The following is an 18,867-nucleotide window of genomic DNA, read 5'->3' as shown; positions in this document are numbered from 1 at the left end:
TCTACACCTCGGGCACCACCGGCCGCCCCAAGGGCGTGGAGGTGCGCGACGCCGGCATCCTGCGCCTGGCCGATCCCGCGTTCCTCCCGGACGCGCGGGGCGCCCGCTTCGCGTTCCTGTCGAACCCGGCCTTCGACGCGCTGAGCTTCGAGGTGTGGGTGCCGCTGCTGACCGGAGGCTGCTGCGTCGTCCTCGCCGACGAGGACGTGCAGTCCCCGGAGCGGCTGGCCACGGTGCTGCGGCGGGAGCGCGTCCACACCGCCTTCGTCACCACGGCGCTGTTCAACGCCGTGGTCGACACGGAGCCCGGCTGCTTCTCCGGCCTGACGGATCTGCTGGTCGGCGGCGAGCAGCTCAACGCGCCGCTCGTCCGGCGCTGGTACCGCCGCAACGCGGGCAGCCGCACGCGGATCCACAACGCCTACGGTCCCACCGAGTGCACGACGTTCGCGCTGCACCATCCGATCCCGCGGGACTTCGACGCGCCGGTGGTGCCCCTCGGGCGCACGCTGCCCGGGACCGGGACGGCCCTGGTCGCGCCGGGCACCACCCGGCCCGCCGCCCCCGGCGAGGAAGCCGAACTGCTCCTTTCCGGCGCCGGGTTGGCGGCCGGGTACCGCAACCTGCCGGACGAGACCGCCCGCCGCTTCGTGACCCTGCCCGACGACGACGGCACGGCCACCGCGTACTACCGCACCGGTGACCTGGTCAGGCGCTCGGCCGACGGCCACCTCACGTACGTCGGCCGCGCCGACCGGCAGGTGAAGGTCCGCGGCTTCCGCATCGAGCCCGGCGAGGTGGAGCGGCACGTCGCGGAGCACCCTTGCGTACGACAGGTGCACGTGTGCGCCCGACGGGACGGCACGGGCGGCCCTGCCGAGCTGCTGGCCTATCTCGTCGCCGATCCCGGCCTGTCCTGGGCCTCGTTCGAGGAGCACATGGCCGCCGGACTGCCCGGCTACATGCGCCCGCACCACCTCTACCGCGTCCCCGCGCTGCCGCGCACCGCCAACGGAAAGGTCGACGAGGCGGCGCTGCGCGCGGGCGCCGCCGACCCGTGGCGGCCCGAGGCCACGAGCCGCCCGGCGTCCGCCGCTCCGGGACCGCTGGACGCACCGCTGCGCGTCGTGCTCGACCTCGCGGGCGAGATCCTGGGGGTGCCGGGGCCGCGGCCCGAGGACCGGTGGATCGCGTGCGGCGGCGACTCGCTGAAGGCGCTGCGCCTGCGCTACGGCATCCGCCGCCGCCTGGGCTGCGAGGTGCCCGCGCACCGGGTGCTGCACGGCGACCTCGCGGGCGTCGCCGAGGCCGTGCGCGAGGCCCTTCGCGACGACGCGCCCGCCCTGCCGCAGGCCACGGCGGCGGGGGCCCTGTCGGGGCCCGCGACCGGCGAGCAGGAACGTCTGTGGTTCTTGCAGCAGCGCTCCCCGGACTCACGGGCGTACGACGTCCGGCTGGCCTTCTCCGTCGCGGGCCCGGTGGACGAGGAGGCCCTGCGGTCCGCCCTCTCCGCGCTGGTCGCGCGACACCCCGCGCTCCGCACCGGCTTCGAGGCGACCGCCGACGGGCTGGCCCAACGGGTGGGCGAGCCCTACGACCCGTGGACCGGGCCCGCGGCCGCGCAGGCGGAGCGGGCGACGGACGGGACGGCGTACGGAGCGACGAGCGGCACGGCAGACGGCACGACGGGGCACGACCCTCAAGACGCCTTCTTCGCGCCGCCGTTCGACCTGTCGCACCCCAGGATGCTGCGGGCGTGCTGGCTGCCGCGGCCGTCGGGGGACGGCGGCACGCTGCTGCTGCACATGCACCACATCGCCGTGGACGGCTGGTCGGTCAACGTGCTGCTGCGCGACCTGTCGGCGGGGTACGCGGAGGCCGTCACCGACGGCGCACCCCGAACCCGTGGCGCCGGAACGCCCACCCCGCTCGACTTCGCCGACTGGCAGCGCCGTTGGCACACGAGCCCCTCCTACACGACGCAGCGCGACGGACTCTCGGCCCTGTACGCCGCCGAGACCGCCGACGCGCGCGCCGCAGGAACGCAGCCGCTCCCGCTGCCCCGCCCCGGCCGCACCGCCGAGGGGCGGCTGCTGTGCGACGCGCTCGACGCGACCGGGCGCGCCGCGGTGGACCGGCTCTGCGGTGAACTCGGCCTGACGCGCTTCGAGCTGTTGGCCGGTGTCTACGCCTGGGCCCTGTACGGCGTGACCGGCCTGACCCGGCCCCGTGTCGCGGCGCCGGTCGCCCATCGGCCCGTGCGGGAGTTCGCGGACAGCGTCGGCATGTTCGCCAACACCGTCCTCCTGCCGCTGTCCGTGGACCCACGGGCGCCCGTGCGGGACGAGGTGGCACGTACCGCCGCCTCCGTGCGCGAGGTGATGGAACGTCAGGACGTGGCGCTCGCCGATGTCCTGGCCGGGCGTCCGCGCGGCGCCGCGGACGTCTCGCCCTTCGACTTCCTCCTCGTACTGGAGAACACCGACTACGACTCCCTGTCCCTGGCCGGAAGCACCGCCCGTCCGCTGTGGCCGGTGCCGGCGGAGGCCAAGTGCCCGGTGACCCTGACGGTCGTCGACCGGCCCGACGGCCTGGAGTGCCTCTGGGAGTACGCCGACGACCGGTTCGACGCCGAGCGGGCCGCCACCCTGGCCGACCTCTTCCGGCAGGGGCTGGCCGCGCTGTCCGAGGCCCCGGACACCACACCGGCGCAACTGGCCGCGCCCTACCGTGACGCGCTGCCCGAGTCCGGCCGGGGCGCGCCTGTCGAGGCGCCGTGGACCACGGTCGCCGAGGGCTTCGCCCACCAAGTGGCCCGCACTCCGCAGGCACCGGCGCTGCGGACCGCCACGGGCACGGTCACGTACGCGACGCTCGACGCGTACGCCGCCGCGCTGGCGACGGAACTGGCCGCGACGCTGCGGCTGCCGGGCGCGGCCGAACAGAGCCACGTGGCGCTGTTCCTCGAACCGTCCGTCGAGCATGTCGTGGGCCTTCTCGCGCTGGCCCGGCTGAACCTGACGGCGGTGCCGCTCGACCCGTCGTACCCGCCCGCGCTGCTGCGGCAGATCGTGGAGCAGACCGACCCGTTGTGCGTCCTGCTCCCGCCGGGTGACGGGACCGCGTTCGACGGGGTGGACCCCGGCGGCGTACCCCGCCTGCACGTCACGCTGTCCGACCCCCGCGCGGCGGGCACCGACGCACCACCGCTCCCGGCACACGCGGGCGCCCGGCCGCTGTACACCCTGTTCACCTCCGGCTCGACCGGCCGGCCCAAGGGCGTGCGGGTCTTCGACCGCACGCTGTGCGACCTGCTGCACTGGCAGGCGGGTCCCGGCGGGCTGGGCGCGCCCGCGCTGACCCAGCAGTTCGCCATGCTCTCCTTCGACGTCTCCTTCCAGGAGATCTTCGGAACCCTGTGCACCGGCGGCTGCCTGCGCCTGATCGATCCCGCCCTGCGACGGGACGTACCCGCACTCCTCGACCGGCTCGCCTCGGAGGGCGTCGAGCGGCTCTTCCTGCCGTACGTGGCGCTGCAGTTGCTCGCCGAGCACGGCGTCCACCTGGGCCTTCACCCCTCCCGGTTGCGCGAAGTGGTCACCGCGGGCGAGCAGTTGGTGTGCACCGACGCCGTCCGCGGGTGGTTCGCCGGGATGCCCGGCGCGCGGCTGTTCAACCACTACGGGCCGACCGAGACGCACGTCGTCAGCGCCTTGTGCCTGGACGGCGATCCGGCCGCGTGGCCGGACCGCCCGGCGATCGGGCACCCGGCGGCCGGCGCGGTGCTGCGCGTCGTCGACGAGGCGGACCTCCCGCTGCCGCCCGGCTGTGCCGGTGAACTCCTCGTCGGCGGCGTACTGGACGAGCCCTGCTACCTGGGCGAGACCCCGCTGAACCGGGAGCGGTTCGTCCGGCTCCCCGGCGACGGGCTCTTCTACCGCACCGGCGACCGGGCACGCTTCGACCACGACGGTCTGCTGCACTGCCTCGGCCGCGCGGACGACCAGGTCAAACTCAGCGGCCACCGGCTCGAACTCGGCCAGGTCGAGGCCGCGTTGACGCGACACGAGGCCGTGCTCGGGGCCGTCGTCGCCGTCGACGGGCTCTCACTCGTCGCGGGTCTCCAGTGCCGTGGCGACGCGCCGTCCCCGGCGGAGTTGCGGGAGCACCTGGCGGGGCTGCTCCCCGGGCACGTCCGGGTCGAGCGTTTCCGGATCCTCGACCGGCTGCCGCGCACCCCGAGCGGCAAGCTCGACCGGAACGCCGCCCTGCGCGCGCCCGGCCGTGACCTGGCCGGTGCCACCGGCCAGGAGACGGCCGCGTCGGCGCCGTCCGCACGGGAGGCGCACCTCGCCGCCGTCTTCGAAGAGGTGACCGGCGTGCCCATCGCGCCGGACCAGACCTACTTCGCGGCGGGCGCCTCCAGCATCGCTCTGATGCGCTTCCACCTGCGGTGCACCGCCGGACTCGGGCTGCGCTTCACCGTCGCCGACCTCTTCGAGCACGTCACTCCGAGAGAGCTGGCGCGCTTCCTCGAACGTATGGATCCGGCGCCGGACGGCTCGGCCGACGTACGCCCGGCAGGTTCCCCCGAGCCGGCGGCGGACGACGGCGTCGCGATCGTCGGGATGGCCGTCCGCGCGCCCGGCGCACCGGACCTCGCGGCCTTCTGGGACCTGGTGGTCTCCGGGCGGAGCGGCATCGAGCACTTCGACGCGCCGGACGGCCTGGTCGGCGCGCGCAGCCAACTGGACGGGATGCTGGCCTTCGACCCCGAGCGGTTCGGCATCAGCCGCCAGGAAGCCCGGCTGATGGACCCTCAGCAGCGCCAGCTCCTGATGACGTGCGTCGAGGCGCTCGCCCACGCGGGCATCGCCGATCCGGGCGCGCTGCGGACCGGCCTGGTCGCGGGCGCGGGCGAGAACACGTACTTCCGGGCGATGCTCCGCGAGACCGGTCCCGACGCGCTGCCCGACGACTTCCAGCTGGCCCTGCACCACGAGAAGGACTTCCTCGCCACCAAGACCGCCTTCCACCTCGGGCTCACCGGCCCGGTGCTCAGCAGCCAGACGGCGTGCTCCAGTTCGCTCGTCGCCGTGCACCTGGCGGCGTCCCTGCTGCGGCAGGGCGACGCCGACGTGATGCTCGCGGGCGGCGTCCTCGTCGACCCGGAGCTGACCGACGGATACCGCTACCGTCCGCAGCACATCTTCTCGCCCGACGGTCACTGCCGGCCCTTCAGCGACGACGCGGGCGGCACCGTCGGAGGCAGCGGCGCCGGAGTGGTCGTACTCAAGCCGCTCGCCCTCGCGCGCCGCGACGGCGACACCGTCTACGCGGTGATCAGCGGCTCCGCGGTCAACAACGACGGCGCGGCCAAGCTCAGTTACAGCGCACCGTCCCTGGCGGGGCAGCGCGCGGTGATCCGCGGCGCGCTGGCCCGCAGCGGCCGTACGGGCGCCGACGTGGCGTACGTGGAGGCGCACGGCACCGGCACCCGGCTCGGCGACCCCGTGGAGGCGGGTGCGCTGCGCCAGGCCCTCGGAGTGGACGAGCCGGACCACTGCGCCCTCAGCTCGGTGAAGAGCCAGATCGGCCACCTGGGCGCGGCGGCCGGTGCCGTCGGCCTGATCAGGGCCGCGCTCGCGGTCCACCACGGGCGGATACCGCCCACCCGCGACTTCCGCGCGCTCAACCCGGAGATCGGTCCCGACCCGGCGCCCTTCTACGTGCCCACGGAGGCCCTTCCCTGGCCGGAGGGCCGGGCCCGGGTCGCGGCGGTGAGCAGCTTCGGCATCGGCGGGACCAACGCGCACGTGATCCTGGAGGCGGGCGATCCGCCCGCCGTCCCCACCGAGCCCACCGGGTCCGGCACGGTACCGCTCGTCGTGCTCTCGGCCGTCGGCGAGGCCCAGCTCGCCGCGGACGCCGAGCGCGTCGCCGCCCACCTCACGCGCCACCCCGACAGCTACGCCCGCACCCTGCGCCACTTGCAGGCGGGCCGGCCGCAGGGCCCGCTGCGGACGGCCGCCGTCTGCCGCGACGCGGCGAGCGCGGTCGCCTGGCTGCTGCACACGGCGGCCACGGCCGCGTCGCGGCCCGAGCCCGTCGCCGGGCCCGCCCTGGAGACGCACGGCCGGCCGGTGCAGGAACTGGCCGCCGCCTGGCTCGGGGGCCGTCGGCTCGCCTGGCCCGACGGCCCGGCGCAGCCGCCGTGGGACTTCCCCGCCCCGGCGTTCGACCTCGCGGACTACGACCTGCCGCGCACGGCAGTCCGTCCCGCGGCATCCGTGCCGACCGGAGGGTCGTCCGCACCCGACGTCGTGGCGGTGCCGGAGCGGCTGCCGGAGACGGACTGGCTGCACCGGCCGCAGTGGACCCGGATGCGGCGGGCCGCGACGAGCACGACCGCTCGCTGTGCGCGGACGGTGGTCGTCGTCGCCGACGGCCCGGAGGGCGGCGCGGCGCCGGCCGCGCTCGCCGCCGGTCACCGTCGCGTCGTGTGGATCAGGGCGGCGGAGCGGTTCGCCCGCCCGGAGCTCGACCGCTTCGAGGCCGATCCCGCCGACCCCGGGCAGCTGCGACGCGTCCTGGACGCGCTCGCCGAGGAGGGCTGCGCGGACGTCGACTGGCTGCACGCGCTGCCGCTCGGCATCGACGGACCGGTCGGCGACAAGGCGCTCGACCGGGCGGTCTGGGCCTGCCTGGACACGCCCGCCGCGCTGATCCGCGCCCTCCAGGGGGCACCGCGCGGACTGGGCGTCCGGCCGTGGTGGCTGTCGTGCGGGGCCCGGCCGGTGCTCGGCGCGGTCACCCGCCCGGAGGCCGCGCTGCTCGCCGGTGTCGCCGAGGTCGCGCCGCAGGAGGGCGCCCCGGAAGGGCACTGGGTGGACGTCGAGGATCCCGACGACTGGGTCCCGCAGCTGTCCGCGCTCCTCGCGGCGTCGGCGGGCCCCGCATCGCCACCGCGCCATCTGGCGCTGCGCGAGGGCTTCTGGTGGGAGCAGATGACGCTGCCCCTGCGGGCGGCGGCTCCGGCGGGCGCGGCACCTTCGGTGGCGGGCGGGAACCACGTGGTCCTCGGTGGCACCGGCGGGCTCGGCACCGGCCTCGCCGCGTGGCTCCTCGAACACACCGAGGGACGTGTACTGCTGCTGTCCCGACGGCCCCGGCTGCCCGAGGAGTTGGCCCGCTGGGCCGACCGCGTCGAGCTCATCGAGGCGGATCTCGCCGTCGCGCCGCTGAAGGAGGTGGCGGGCCGGATCGCCGCCCGTACGGAGTCGATGGCCTCGGTGGTGCACGCCGTCGGAGTGCCGGCGGGCGGCCTGCTGTCCCGCCGCGAAGCGGGTGCCGCGCACGCGGCGCACGCTGCCAAGGTGCGCGGCGCCCTGCTGGTAGAACTCCTCGTCGAGCAGTTCCGGCCGGACGTGGCGGTCTACTGCTCGTCCATGTCGGCGCAGTTCGGCGGCATCGGTCAGTACGACTACGCGGCGGCCAACGCCCTGCTCGACGCCTTCGCCCAGTACGGAGGCGACGGGGCGGGGCGGACCGCGCGGATCGGCATCGGCTGGGACGTGTGGCGCGAGACCGGCATGGCGCTGCGCGCGCCGCACGGCGACAGCCGGCACCAGGCGCACCTCGGGGTCGGCCTGACCGTGGCCGAGGGCCTGCGCACGTTCGCGCGGGCGCTCGACCTGCGGTTGCCGCACCTGCTGGTGTCCACCACCGACCTCGTGGAGTCCCGCGCCTTCTACGCCGGGCCGGTGCCCGGCGCGCCACGGCGGGGCGGCTCCGAGGCCGAGGGAAGCGTCGAGGAGCCCGGTGAGCTGCTGGCCGGGTGGGCGCGGGCCGCGCTGGACGTCGAGGACCTCGACCCGGAAGCGTCGCTGTACGACCTGGGGGCCGACTCGCTGACCCTCCTGGACCTCATCGAGGAGATCGACCGCCACTACGGCGTGGAGCTGGATCTGGCCTCCTTCGGCCACCGGGCCACGCTCTCCGAGATCCTGGCGCGCCTGTCCGAGCGGCGTGGCGAACCGGCAAAGGCCCGGAGCACGGACACGGAGAAGACCGCAGAGGCCATGGAGACCGAGGAAACGGCTGGGGCCGAAGAGATCACGCCGGACGTCTGGCAGGAGGGCACCGGCGCCGACGTGGTGTGCCTGGTGCACCCGGTCGGCGGCGACGTCCAGGCCTACCGCGCCCTGGTCTCCTCCCTCGACGCACGGCTGACCGTCGTCCTGATCGCCGACCCGGGCCTGCGGCGGACCACCCCTCTCGGGTGGACGCTGCGCGAGCGCGCCCGGCGGTACGCGGCCGCCCTGCGGGCCCGCTTCCCGCAGTCCGCGTGGCGCTGGCATCTGGCGGGCTGGTCCTTCGGCGCGTGGGTGGCCACCGACATGGCGGCCGAGGCCGAGTCGGCCGGGTCCCCGGTCGGCTCGCTGCACCTGGTGGATCCGCCGCCGCCCGGCAGCGGCACGGTCTTCCAGGGGTACGACGACACGCAGCTCGGCACGGTGTTCGCCGCCGAACTCGGCCTCGCCGGGGACGGCCTGGCGGGTCAGCGGGCCCGCGCGTACGCCGAGCGGCTCGCCCGCTGCTGCCGTGCCAACCTGCGCAGCATGGCCGACCACGAGGTGCCCCGGATCGGCGCCACCGCCACCCGGCTGTGGCTGGCCGAGCAGTCGTTCGCCGGGCTGCCGACGCTCGGCAGCCCGACGGAGCAGCACGCCCGCTGGCGTTCCCACCTGCCGGGAACGCTGCGGTGGGGCGGGCTGGCCACGGACCACTACGGCGTCGTGCGGTCACCGCACGCCGGGGCGGTGGCCGAGGCGATCAACCAGGCGAGCGCCGGCGCGCAGCACCACGCCTGACACCGACTCACACCCGCAAAGCACCCGGCCCGAACAGCTGGCCCACCCCGACCCCTACACCTCTGGAGGACTCTGTGGAGAAGTACGAGCTGGACGCCCTCGAAGCCATCACGACCAGGCCGTCGAGGGATTACCGGGAGATCTCCGTGGCCCCCCTGACCCCTGTCATCGGTGCCGAGGTCTCCGGCGTGGACCTCGGGCGGCTGTCCGACGCGCAGCTGGCCGAGATCAGGACCGCGTTCCTGGACCACCACGTCCTGGTCTTCCGTGACCAGGAGATCACCGACGAGCAGCACAAGCGCCTCGCCGGCCACTTCGGCGAGCTGCGCCCGGTCAACCCGCCGCCGCCCGAGGGCGACCCGTACGTGCTGGAGATCAAGACGAGCGCGGCGGCGGCGAACGTCGCGGGGAACGCCTGGCACGCGGACGGCACCGCGGACGCCGAGCCGTCCCTCGGTTCGATGCTCTACATCACCGAGACCCCGGAGGGCGGCAGCGGCGGCGACACGTTGTTCGCCAACATGCACCTGGCGTACGAGATGCTCTCCCCCACCTGGCGCGGGCTCCTCGACGGTCTGACCGCCGTGCACGACGGCGCGCAGAGCTTCCGGGGCTACACCGTGCCGCCGAACTACGAGATCCCGGTCAACGAGCACCCGCTCGTGGTCCGTCACCCCGAGACCGACCGGCCGATCCTCTACGTGAACCAGGCGTACACCTCGCGCATCCCGCAGCTCTCGGAGGACGAGAGCCGCGCGGTGCTCGACATGCTCTTCGCCCTCGTCACCCACCGCCCGCTGCTCAGCTGCCGCGTCCGCTGGACCGCCAACACCCTGGTCTTCTGGGACAACCGCTGCGTCCAGCACCACGCGACGTACGACTACTACCCGCAGACCCGCTACGGCCGCCGCGTCGCGATCAACGGCGGCCCCCTGAAGGCCTGACACCCCGCCCCGGGTCGCCCCACCGGCGGCCCGGGTGTCCGGACCCGCCGTCGGGCTCAGCCCGGCATCCCCATCAGGGCTGTGACGTACGCGTCCAGCCGCTCCTCCGCCACGCGCGCCGTCAGGTCCTTCCTGCCCGCCTCCTGCCAGGCCTGCGCCACCGCGCGCACGTCCTCCGAGAAGGCCAGGGCGTCGCGCACCTGCCAGTACTGCCGTTCCCGCGCGTCCGCGGCGAGTACTCCGCCGGCCTCTTCGTACGCCTCGGAGAACCGCTGACCCCATGCCGGCCCGTGCAGCACCGCGAGGACGGTGGAGCAGTGGGTGACATCGAGGTCCGTCGGGCCCCAGGACGTCTGCGCCCAGTCGACGACGCCGGTGATCCGCGCCTCTCCTGCCCCTGAGGACGGCACGTCGAAGAGGACGTTGCCGGGTTGGAAGTCCCGGTGCAGGAAGCGCCCTTCGTAGGGCGGCGTGGGCCTGCGGATCACGTCGGTCGCCGCGGCCCACGCCGCCGCGTCGGCGCCCTGGGGGACGACGACGGTGTCGGCGGTCGTCAACGCCTCGTACTCCCGGGGCCGTTGGGCGGGGCGCAGAGTGTGGATCGCCACGAGTTGACGGGCCAGCAGGGTTACCCGCCTCTCCAATCCCGCATCTCCGGCATCTCCCGCGCCCTCCCCTTCGTCACCGAGCACCGTCCGGCCCGGGAGATGCGTCATGAGCAGCGACGGGTACGCGCACTGCTCGGCGGTCGCGTCGACCGCGACCAGTTCCGGCGCCGACACCCCGGACCCCGGGAGCAGGGTCAGGGCGCCGGCCTCCCTGTCCAGCGCGTCCTCGGCGCGCGCCACAGAGAACGGGTCCACGAAGCTCCGCAGAACGAGGTCACGCGTGCCGCCGTCGCACGTGCCGATGGTCAGCCGTCGCATCTCCGCGCTGATTCCGCCGCGCAACGCCTCGATTCCGAGGATCCGTTCGCCGGCCTCCAGGTGTCGGCGTACCCAGGCCAGTGTCTGCGGCTGGACGGCCGCCACCTCGTCGTGTTCGGTCACCGCGCCATTGCATCATCAGGAAGCGGTGCGACGCAGTTCGATTATGTGGAGCGGCGTGCGGGCCGGTCAGGATCTGCCGCCGGTCATCCCCGGCGCAGGACGGAGCCGCCCGCGTAGCGGGCCGCGTCACCCAACTCCTCCTCGATCCTGATCAGTTGGTTGTACTTCGCCGTGCGGTCGGAGCGCGAGAGCGAGCCCGTCTTGATCTGGCCGCAGCCGGTCGCCACCGCCAGGTCCGCGATGGTGGTGTCCTCCGTCTCGCCCGAGCGGTGCGACATGACGGCCGTCCAGCCCGCCTGGTGGGCCGTGGCCACCGCGGCCAGCGCCTCGGTCAGGGTCCCGATCTGGTTGACCTTGACCAGGACCGAGTTGCCGACGCCGGTGCGGATGCCCTCGCGCAGCAGCGTCTCGTTGGTGCAGAACACGTCGTCGCCGGTGAGCTGGCAGCGGTCGCCGACGCGGGCGGTCAGCTCGCGCCAGCCGTCCAGGTCGTTCTCCGCCATCGGGTCCTCGATGGAGACGATCGGGTAGGCGTCGATGAGCTTGGCCAGGTAGTCGGCGTTCTCGGAGGGGGTGCGGCGCACGCCCTCGCCCGCGTAGTCGTAGACGCCGTCGCGGAAGAACTCCGACGACGCCGGGTCCATGACCAGGCCGATGTCCGCGCCGGGGCGGTAGCCGGTGCGCTCGATCGCGGTCATCACGAAGTCGAGCGCCTCTTCGGCGGTACGCAGCGCCGGCGCGAAGCCGCCCTCGTCGCCGACGCCCGTGGAGTGTCCGGCGGCCAGCAGATCCCGGCGCAGGGTGTGGAAGACCTCGCTGCCCATGCGGACCGCTTCGGCGAAGGAGTCCGCGCCCACGGGCACGATCATGAACTCCTGGAAGTCCAGCGGATTGTCGGCGTGGGCGCCGCCGTTGACGATGTTCATCATCGGCAGCGGCAGCAGGTGCGCGTCCGCGCCGCCGAGGTAGCGGTAGAGGGGCTGGCGGCGGGCCGCCGCGGCGGCCTTGGCCGCGGCGAGGGAGACGCCGAGGACCGCGTTGGCGCCGAGCCGGGACTTCGTGGGGGTGCCGTCGAGGTCGACCAGCGCGGCGTCGAGGCCCGCCTGGTCCGCCGCGTCCCGGCCGCGCACGGCCGCCGCGATCTCTCCGTTGACATGGGCCACCGCGCGGTCGACGCCCTTGCCGTGCCAGCGCGCGGAGTCCCCGTCGCGCAGCTCCACGGCCTCCCGGGCGCCGGTGGAGGCCCCGGAGGGGACGGCGGCGCGCCCCAGGGATCCGTCCGACAGGACGACGTCGACCTCGACCGTGGGGTTGCCCCGGCTGTCGATGATCCGGCGGGCGGTGACCGTCTCCATCGTGGCGCCGGTCTCGGTGGCGGTGCCGACGGCTCCAGCTGCCTCTGCGGACATGGGAGTTCCTTCCCGTTGTCGTATGCCGTGCCCCTGGCTGCGACAACGCTGGCGCTGAGCCCGACAACGCCGAACCCTACAGCAATGCTGTTCAGTTTTGCTGCGCAGCATGGCTGCACAGCATGGCTGTGCAGGTCAGATGCGCAGCCATGCTGGTCAACGGGATAAAGTGCCCTATGCCCACCTCGGAAGCCGCCGCCATCGCCGCCGAACTGCGCACCGCGATGGGCAAGCTCACCCGACGCGTCAAGCACGAGGACCGCATGCCCGTCGGACAGGTCGCCGTGCTCGGCACGCTCGACCGCGACGGCGCCATGACCACCAGCGACCTCGCCGCCGACCAACGCGTACGCCCCCAGTCGATGGCCCGCGCGGTGGGGCTGCTCATGGAACAGAAGCTGATCACGCGCCGGGCGCACCCCACGGACGGCCGCAAGTCGCTCGTGGAGCTGTCGGACGCGGGCAGGGCGGCACTCGAAGCGGAGCGCGGCCGCAGGGCCGGCTGGCTCGCGCAGGCCATCGACGCCGAACTCACCGACGAGGAGCGGGCGCTGCTCGCACGCAGTGCCGCGCTGCTGGAGCGGCTCGCCACCCGCTAGCGCCACCGCCTCGACGAGACCGCCCCGACCAGGCACGAACGCGTTCGTCCCGAACACGCCCGAGCCTAGACTCGGGGCATGCCCACCCCGCAGAGCCGCCGCGAGCGCCCCGCCAAGCCCGCCCTCACCCGCGAGGGAATCATCGACACCGCCGTGTCCCTGATGGAGCGGGAGGGCCTGCAACGCGTCACCATGCGCCGCCTCGCCCAGGCCCTGGACACCGGCCCGGCATCGCTGTACGTCTACGTCGCCAACACCGCCGAGCTGCACGGCGAGATCCTGGACCGGCTCCTGGGCCGCGTCGAGCTGGACTCCTCCCCCGTCGGCGCGGACTGGCGCACCCGCCTCGACGCCGTCCTCGCCAGCTACGAGGAGGTCCTGTTCGCCCACCCCGCGCTCGCCCAGTCCGCCCTGAGCGCCCGCCCGTCCGGCGACAACTACCTCACCCTGCTCGACACGCTGCTCGCGCTGCTCGCCGAAGGCGGCGTACCGGACCGCCAGGCCGCCTGGGGCGTCGACCTCCTCCTGCAGAGCGCCACCTCGTCCGCCGCCGAGCACTCCGCCCGCCGCGAGGACTCCCGCGCCGAGCAGGACTGGGCACGGCTGCGCCAGAACCTCGCCGAGGCCTCCCCCGAGGTGCACCCGCACGTGCGCGCGCAAGCCGGCAACCTCGTCTCGGGCACCCCCTCCGAGCGTCGCCTCTGGAGCGTGAACATGCTGGTCAACGGCATTCAGTCCACTCCCGTGACCGTAGAGGCGACGGCAGACGGGACATCGGGAGAGTAAGCACGAACTTGTTCGTCACGAACATGTTCGTTACCGTGGAGGCATGAATCCGCACCACCCCATCGCCATCGTCGGGGGCGGTCTGGGCGGCCTGACGCTCGCCCGCGTCCTGCACGTCAACGGCATCGACGCGCCCGTGGTCGACCTCGACCCCTCCGCCGACGCCCGCGCCCAGGGCGGGATGCTCGACATCCACGACGACACCGGCCAGCAGGCCCTGCGCCAAGCGCGGCTGCACGACGCGTTCCTGGCCAAGGTCCACCCCGGCGGCCAGGCGCTGCGCGTGCTGGACCAGCACGCCGCCGTCGTCCACGAGGAGGCAGACGACTCCGCCGGCACCCGGCCCGAGATCGACCGCGGCCACCTGCGCGACCTCCTCCTCGGCTCGCTGCCCGACGGCGCCGTGCGCTGGGGCTCCAAGGTCACGCAGGCGCGCCCGCTGGGCGACGGCCGGCACGAGGTCGCCCTCGCCGACGGCAGCGTCTTCACCACCGATCTCCTGATCGGCGCGGACGGTGCCTGGTCCAGGGTCCGCCCCCTGCTCACCGACGCCCGCCCCGCCTACAGCGGCATCTCCTTCGTCGAACTCGACCTCGAGGACGCCGACCGACGGCACCCCGAGGCCGCGGCGCTCATCGGCGGCGGCATGTTCTTCGCCCTCGGCGACGAGAAGGGGTTCCTCGCCCACCGCGAGACGGACGGCAGCCTTCACCTCTATGTCGCCCTGCGCGCCGACGAGGCATGGCTCGGCACCATCGACTTCGCCGACACCGCCGCGGCGAAGCAGGCCGTGCTCGCGCACTTCCCGAACTGGGACAGCGCCCTGCGGCGCATGATCGCCGACGCCGACGGGCCGCTCACCCCCCGCTGGATCCACGCACTGCCCGCCGGACTGACCTGGCAGAGCCGCCCCGGCGTCACACTCCTGGGGGACGCGGCCCACCTGATGTCGCCCTTCGCCGGCGAGGGCGCGAACCTCGCCCTGTTCGACGGCGCCGAACTCGCCCGCCACCTCCTCGCCCACCCCGACGACCACTGCGCCGGTGTGCGCGCCTACGAACAGGAGATGTTCGCCCGGGCCGGCGAGATGGCCGGCGAATCCGCCCGTGCCCTCGACGTGATCTTCCATCCCGAGGCCCCCGCCCCGCTCACCGACATGTTCCGCGGCCTGCGCGCCACCGGCCACTGACCCCTGCGCCCCGCGCCCCGCCGTACACCGGATGGCGCAGTCGACGTGCGTTCCCCGGCGGCGAGATGTGTGCTGGCTGAGATGTGCTACCACATAGACGGCCCGCGCGAAGCGGGCACCACACGACGTGACGCACTGGGCATGGCCGCGGTGCTGTTGGCGGGCGGCGCGCTCTCCCTGGGGGCAGCCGGCCCGGTCGCGGCCTCGGAGTCCGAGGACTCCTGCACGGCCACCTACGACGCCGGGTTCGAGGCGGCACTCGCCGACGCCGACGCGGAGTTCCCCGTCGACGAGGAACGCGGCATGGCCCCGGTCGGGCCGCCGGGACGGTGTGCTCTGCCGCTGCGGCGGCACTACCGGATCACCACGCACTACGGCGTGCGCGGCGACTGGCTCGCCGGGTATCACACCGGCATCGACCTCGCGGTCCCGCAGGGCACCGCCGTGTACGCGGTGGGCGGCGGGACCGTGGTGCTGGCCAGTTGGTCGGGCGCGTACGGAAACGCCGTCACCGTACGGATGCCGGACGGGCACTTCGCCGTGTACGCGCACCTGTCGCGCATCGGCGTGCGCAGGGGTGCCCGCGTCGGCACCGGTGCGCGGCTCGGGAGCAGCGGTGCCACCGGGCGCGCCACCGGGCCCCATCTCCATCTGGAGATCCGGGCCCGGCGCTACTACGGCTCCGACGTGAGTCCCTTCAAGTACCTGGCCCGGCGGGGCGCCCGCCTCTGGTGACCGCGGACCCGTCGGAGCGGGTCCGGTGAGAGGCGGGGCGACCGCGTTCCGGGAGCTCAGGACCCCAGGGACTTGAACGCGCGCGTCTGGTCGACGATGGCCCGCTCCGTGGGCAGGCGTTCGATCGACGAGGCGCCGAAGAACCCGACGATGCCGGTGGTGTGTTCGAGGACGTACCGCGCGTCCTCCGGCTCGGCGATGGGGCCGCCGTGGCAGAGCACCAGCACGTCCGGGTTCACGGCCTTGGCCGCGTCGTGCATCGCCTGGACCGCGGCCGCGGCCTGGTCGAGGGTGAGCGCGGTGCCCGCGCCGATGGAACCCTTCGTGGTGAGGCCGACGTGCGGGACGAGCACGTCGGCGCCCGCCCGCGCCATGTCGGCGGCCTGCTCCGGGTCGAAGACGTAGGGCGCGGTGAGCAGGTCCCGCTCGTGGGCGGCGCGGACCATGTCGACCTCCAGGCCGTATCCCATGCCGGTCTCCTCCAGGTTGCCCCGGAACGTGCCGTCGTACAGGCCGACCGTGGGAAAGTTCTGCACGCCGGCGAAACCCATGGCCTTGAGCTGGTCGAGGAAGAGGCGAGTTCGGTGGTCGTCAGGTCGAGCACGCCGTCCAGGAGGCCGTCGGCGGCGAGCTTCTCGACGGCGCGTCCCCCGGCGCCGGTGGCGTGGAAGACGAGGACCTCGTATCCGAGTTCGGCGAGCCGGGCGCGGGCCGCGTCGACGGCCGGGGTGGTCACGCCGAACATGGTGGCGGCGACGACCTTGCGGCGCGGGCCCGCGAGTTCCTCGTGCCCGCGCTCCTGACGCCGGGCCATGCCGGCCGCGGCGGCGGCCGCGTTGCCGAGGACCTGCCGCGATACGGAGTTGATGCCGGACACGTCGACGACGCTGTACATCATCGTGAGGTCGCTGCTGTCGACGTACGGCGCCACGTCCCCGCCCGCCATGGTGCTGACCAGGACCTTCGGTACGCCGATGGGCAGCGCCCGCATGGCCTGGGCCGCGATGGCCGAGCCGCCGCTGCCCGCCGCGGCGAGCACCGCGTGCAGCCTGCCCTCGCGGTACAGGTCGAGGACCACACGGGTCACCCCCTCGGCCATCGCGGCGACGGCGGCGCCGCGGTCGCCGGCGGCGCGCAGGTCGGCCGGCTCGTGTCCGGCGGCGCGCGCCACCGTGTCGGCCGGCACGTCGGCGACGGGTCCCCCGTCGGGCGGCGGCAGGACGCCGGTGTCGACGATCAGGACGTCGCTGCCGTACTCGCGGAGCCGTTCCCGCAGCCAGGCGTACTCCTCGCCCTTGGTGTCCAGCGTTCCGACCAGGACCACGGTCGCCATGTCGTTCACACTCCTTCATGTGCGCGGTGCTGCCGATCCTGCGGCCGGTCCGTGCCCGTGACAACGACCAGTGGGGGCCGATTGGCCTGCGCGTGGGACGAGCCGGCGTGCGGGAGGACGGGGGCATGGCGAAGATCCCGGCGGCCCGATTGTCGCGGCTGCTCACCGGCTGGTCGGCGGAGGGCTCGGGGCCGCTGCCGCGCCGGCTCGCAGACGCGCTGCGGGAGCTGGCCGAGCGGGCGGACGTGGCGCCCGGCACCACCCTGCCGTCCCAGCGGGAGCTGGCGCTCGTGCTGGGCGTGAGCCGCTCCACGGTGACGGCCGCGTACAGCCTCCTGGAGAGCGAGGGCTGGCTGGAGAGCCGCCGGGGCAGCGGGTCGCGACTGCGCGGTTCGGGGTCGCTGGAGCGGGGCGTGGGAGAGGGGCGGCTCGCCAGCTTCGACGCGCGGGCGGGCGGCGCGGAAACGGCGGGCGAGGCCGCTTCGCAGGGCCCCGCGGATCTGACGAGCGGGGCGCTGGAGGGGCTCGGCGCGGTGGGTGACGTGGTGGGGGCGCTGTCGGGCGCGGACCTCGCGCCGCTGCTGCGGGGCGACGGCTATGTGCCCTACGGGCTGCCCGCGTTGCGCGAGGGCGTCGCCGCGTACTACCGCGCGGCCGGGGTGCCCACGGACGCGGACCAGATCCTCGTCACCTCCGGCTCCCAGCAGGCGGTGTGGCTGGTCGCGCAGGCGCTGGTGGACCCGGGCGACACGGTCGTGGTGGAGAACCCCACGTACCGGGGCGCGCTGGAGGCGCTGCGCTCGCGCGGCGCGCGGCTCGTGCCGGTCGGCGGCGACCGTCCGGGGGCGGGAGACGACGGCTCCGACGCCGCGGCCGTGCGGCGGCTCGCCGCGTCGGTGCGGCCCCGGCTCGTCTATCTGCAGCCGGCCGTGCACAACCCGACGGGCCGCAGTCTGGACGACGCGGCGCTGCGCCGGTGGGCGGCGGCGCTCGGCGAGCGGGAGCTGTTCACCGTGGAGGACACCGCGTGCGCGGAGCTCGGGCTGGCGGGCGACGGGGCGCCGGTGCCCCTGGCGGCCCGGCTCCCGTCGGCGTCGACGATCACGGTCGGGACGCTGTCGAAGCTGTTCTGGGGCGGGCTGCGGGTGGGCTGGGTGCGGTCGTCGCCGCAGGTCGTGGCGCGCCTGGCGAAGATCAAGACATCGGTGGACCTGTCGTGTCCGGTGGTGGACCAGCTGGTGGCGGTGCGGCTGCTCGGGCGGCTGCCGGAGGCACGGGCGGCGCGCCGCGCCGTGCTGCGCGAGCAACGGGCGGGCGCGGAGGAGCTGTTGCGGAGACGCGCGCCGCGCTGGGAGTGGGACACGCCCGCCGGCGGCCCGGCACTGTGGGTGCGTGTGCCGGGCGCCGACACGGAGGCGCTCGCGCAGCTGGCGCGGCGCCGGGGTGTGGCCGTCGTACCGGGCTCCGCGTTCTCGGCGGTGGACGGCTTCCGCGACCGGCTCAGGCTGCCGTACGCACACGGCGTCGACGTGCTGGAACGGGCGCTGCCGACGCTCCTGGAGTGCGCGGAGCGCAGCCGGGCGTAGCCCTGCCCCGGCGGGGCAGGGCGCGGGGCTATCCCTCGGGGTAGAAGAGGAACAGCGTGCAGCCGGTCGTCGTCTGCGGAATGTGCGAGGAGCCCGCGGGCGCGTGGATGAACGAGCCCGCCGGGTAGTCGCGTTCACCGTCGTTGAAGACGCCGGAGATCACGTAGACCTCCTCGGGTCCCGGCTCGTGCACGTCGATGCCCTCCCACCGGGACCGCGGATCCATTTCGAGTACGTGGGCGTGCGCGCCGTCGGCTCCCTTCCACAGGGAGCGCAGGCGGATACCGGGGAAGAGTTCCCGGGCGGGGGCGTCCTGCACGGCCGACCAGACGTAGCCGGACGCGGTGTTCTGTTCTGTCGTCAT

The 18,867-nt window shown here is 74.5% G+C and carries 11 protein-coding genes and 1 pseudogene; 7 read left to right on the top strand and 5 right to left on the bottom strand.

The window, feature by feature from the left end; genetic code table 11:
- On the top strand, window positions 1-8,873 hold an 8,873-nt coding region (locus AOK22_RS08445), incomplete at its 5' end, for an AMP-binding protein (protein ID WP_055697970.1).
- 74 nt (window positions 8,874-8,947) lie between these two features.
- Entirely contained in the window at window positions 8,948-9,817 is an 870-nt protein-coding gene (locus AOK22_RS08440; RefSeq protein WP_055697969.1) for a TauD/TfdA dioxygenase family protein, read from the top strand.
- A 56-nt stretch (window positions 9,818-9,873) separates the two neighbouring features.
- Here the strand turns inward: AOK22_RS08440 and AOK22_RS08435 are convergent, their stop codons facing one another.
- Together AOK22_RS08435 and eno are read right to left on the bottom strand one after the other, a co-directional pair.
- Window positions 9,874-10,866 (bottom strand): phosphotransferase family protein, encoded by a 993-nt coding sequence (locus AOK22_RS08435; protein WP_055697968.1) that lies wholly within the window; start codon window positions 10,864-10,866, stop codon window positions 9,874-9,876.
- 83 nt (window positions 10,867-10,949) lie between these two features.
- Window positions 10,950-12,275, bottom strand: a complete 1,326-nt coding sequence (eno, locus tag AOK22_RS08430; RefSeq protein ID WP_055697967.1) for a phosphopyruvate hydratase — start codon at window positions 12,273-12,275, stop codon at window positions 10,950-10,952.
- Window positions 12,276-12,451: 176 nt separating this feature from the next.
- On the opposite strand from eno, the gene AOK22_RS08425 reads away from it, so the two are divergent.
- The 4 genes from AOK22_RS08425 (at window position 12,452) to AOK22_RS08410 (ending at window position 15,584) form a co-directional block, all read left to right on the top strand.
- The gene (locus AOK22_RS08425; RefSeq protein ID WP_055697966.1) at window positions 12,452-12,874 is read left to right on the top strand and encodes a MarR family winged helix-turn-helix transcriptional regulator; all 423 of its coding nucleotides are present in this window, start codon (window positions 12,452-12,454) and stop codon (window positions 12,872-12,874) included.
- Between the two features lie 78 nt (window positions 12,875-12,952).
- Entirely contained in the window at window positions 12,953-13,660 is a 708-nt protein-coding gene (locus AOK22_RS08420; RefSeq protein ID WP_055697965.1) for a TetR/AcrR family transcriptional regulator, read from the top strand.
- A 43-nt stretch (window positions 13,661-13,703) separates the two neighbouring features.
- Window positions 13,704-14,849, top strand: a complete 1,146-nt coding sequence (locus AOK22_RS08415) for an FAD-dependent oxidoreductase (RefSeq protein ID WP_055697964.1) — start codon at window positions 13,704-13,706, stop codon at window positions 14,847-14,849.
- A gap of 81 nt (window positions 14,850-14,930) precedes the next feature.
- Window positions 14,931-15,584 (top strand): M23 family metallopeptidase, encoded by a 654-nt coding sequence (locus tag AOK22_RS08410; protein ID WP_079036435.1) that lies wholly within the window; start codon window positions 14,931-14,933, stop codon window positions 15,582-15,584.
- Window positions 15,585-15,640: 56 nt separating this feature from the next.
- Here AOK22_RS08410 and AOK22_RS42570 read toward each other — a convergent pair whose 3' ends face one another.
- On the bottom strand, window positions 15,641-16,135 hold the full coding sequence (locus AOK22_RS42570; protein ID WP_244164718.1) for a phosphoenolpyruvate hydrolase family protein: 495 nt from the start codon (window positions 16,133-16,135) through the stop codon (window positions 15,641-15,643).
- 77 nt (window positions 16,136-16,212) lie between these two features.
- Window positions 16,213-16,917, bottom strand: a pseudogene (locus AOK22_RS39570) (Tm-1-like ATP-binding domain-containing protein); the annotation flags it as partial.
- Window positions 16,918-17,042: 125 nt separating this feature from the next.
- Between AOK22_RS39570 and AOK22_RS08400 the strand changes: the two are divergent.
- The gene (locus tag AOK22_RS08400; protein WP_167357840.1) at window positions 17,043-18,503 is read left to right on the top strand and encodes an aminotransferase-like domain-containing protein; all 1,461 of its coding nucleotides are present in this window, start codon (window positions 17,043-17,045) and stop codon (window positions 18,501-18,503) included.
- Window positions 18,504-18,531: 28 nt separating this feature from the next.
- Here the strand turns inward: AOK22_RS08400 and AOK22_RS08395 are convergent, their stop codons facing one another.
- Complete coding sequence (locus AOK22_RS08395) at window positions 18,532-18,867, bottom strand: cupin domain-containing protein (protein WP_055697962.1); 336 nt, start codon at window positions 18,865-18,867, stop codon at window positions 18,532-18,534.

Source organism: Streptomyces silaceus, assembly GCF_001419745.1.
Lineage (GTDB): Bacteria > Actinomycetota > Actinomycetes > Streptomycetales > Streptomycetaceae > Streptomyces > Streptomyces silaceus.
Note: the sequence above shows the minus strand (reverse complement) of the source record. Positions and strands in the feature narration are given on the sequence as shown.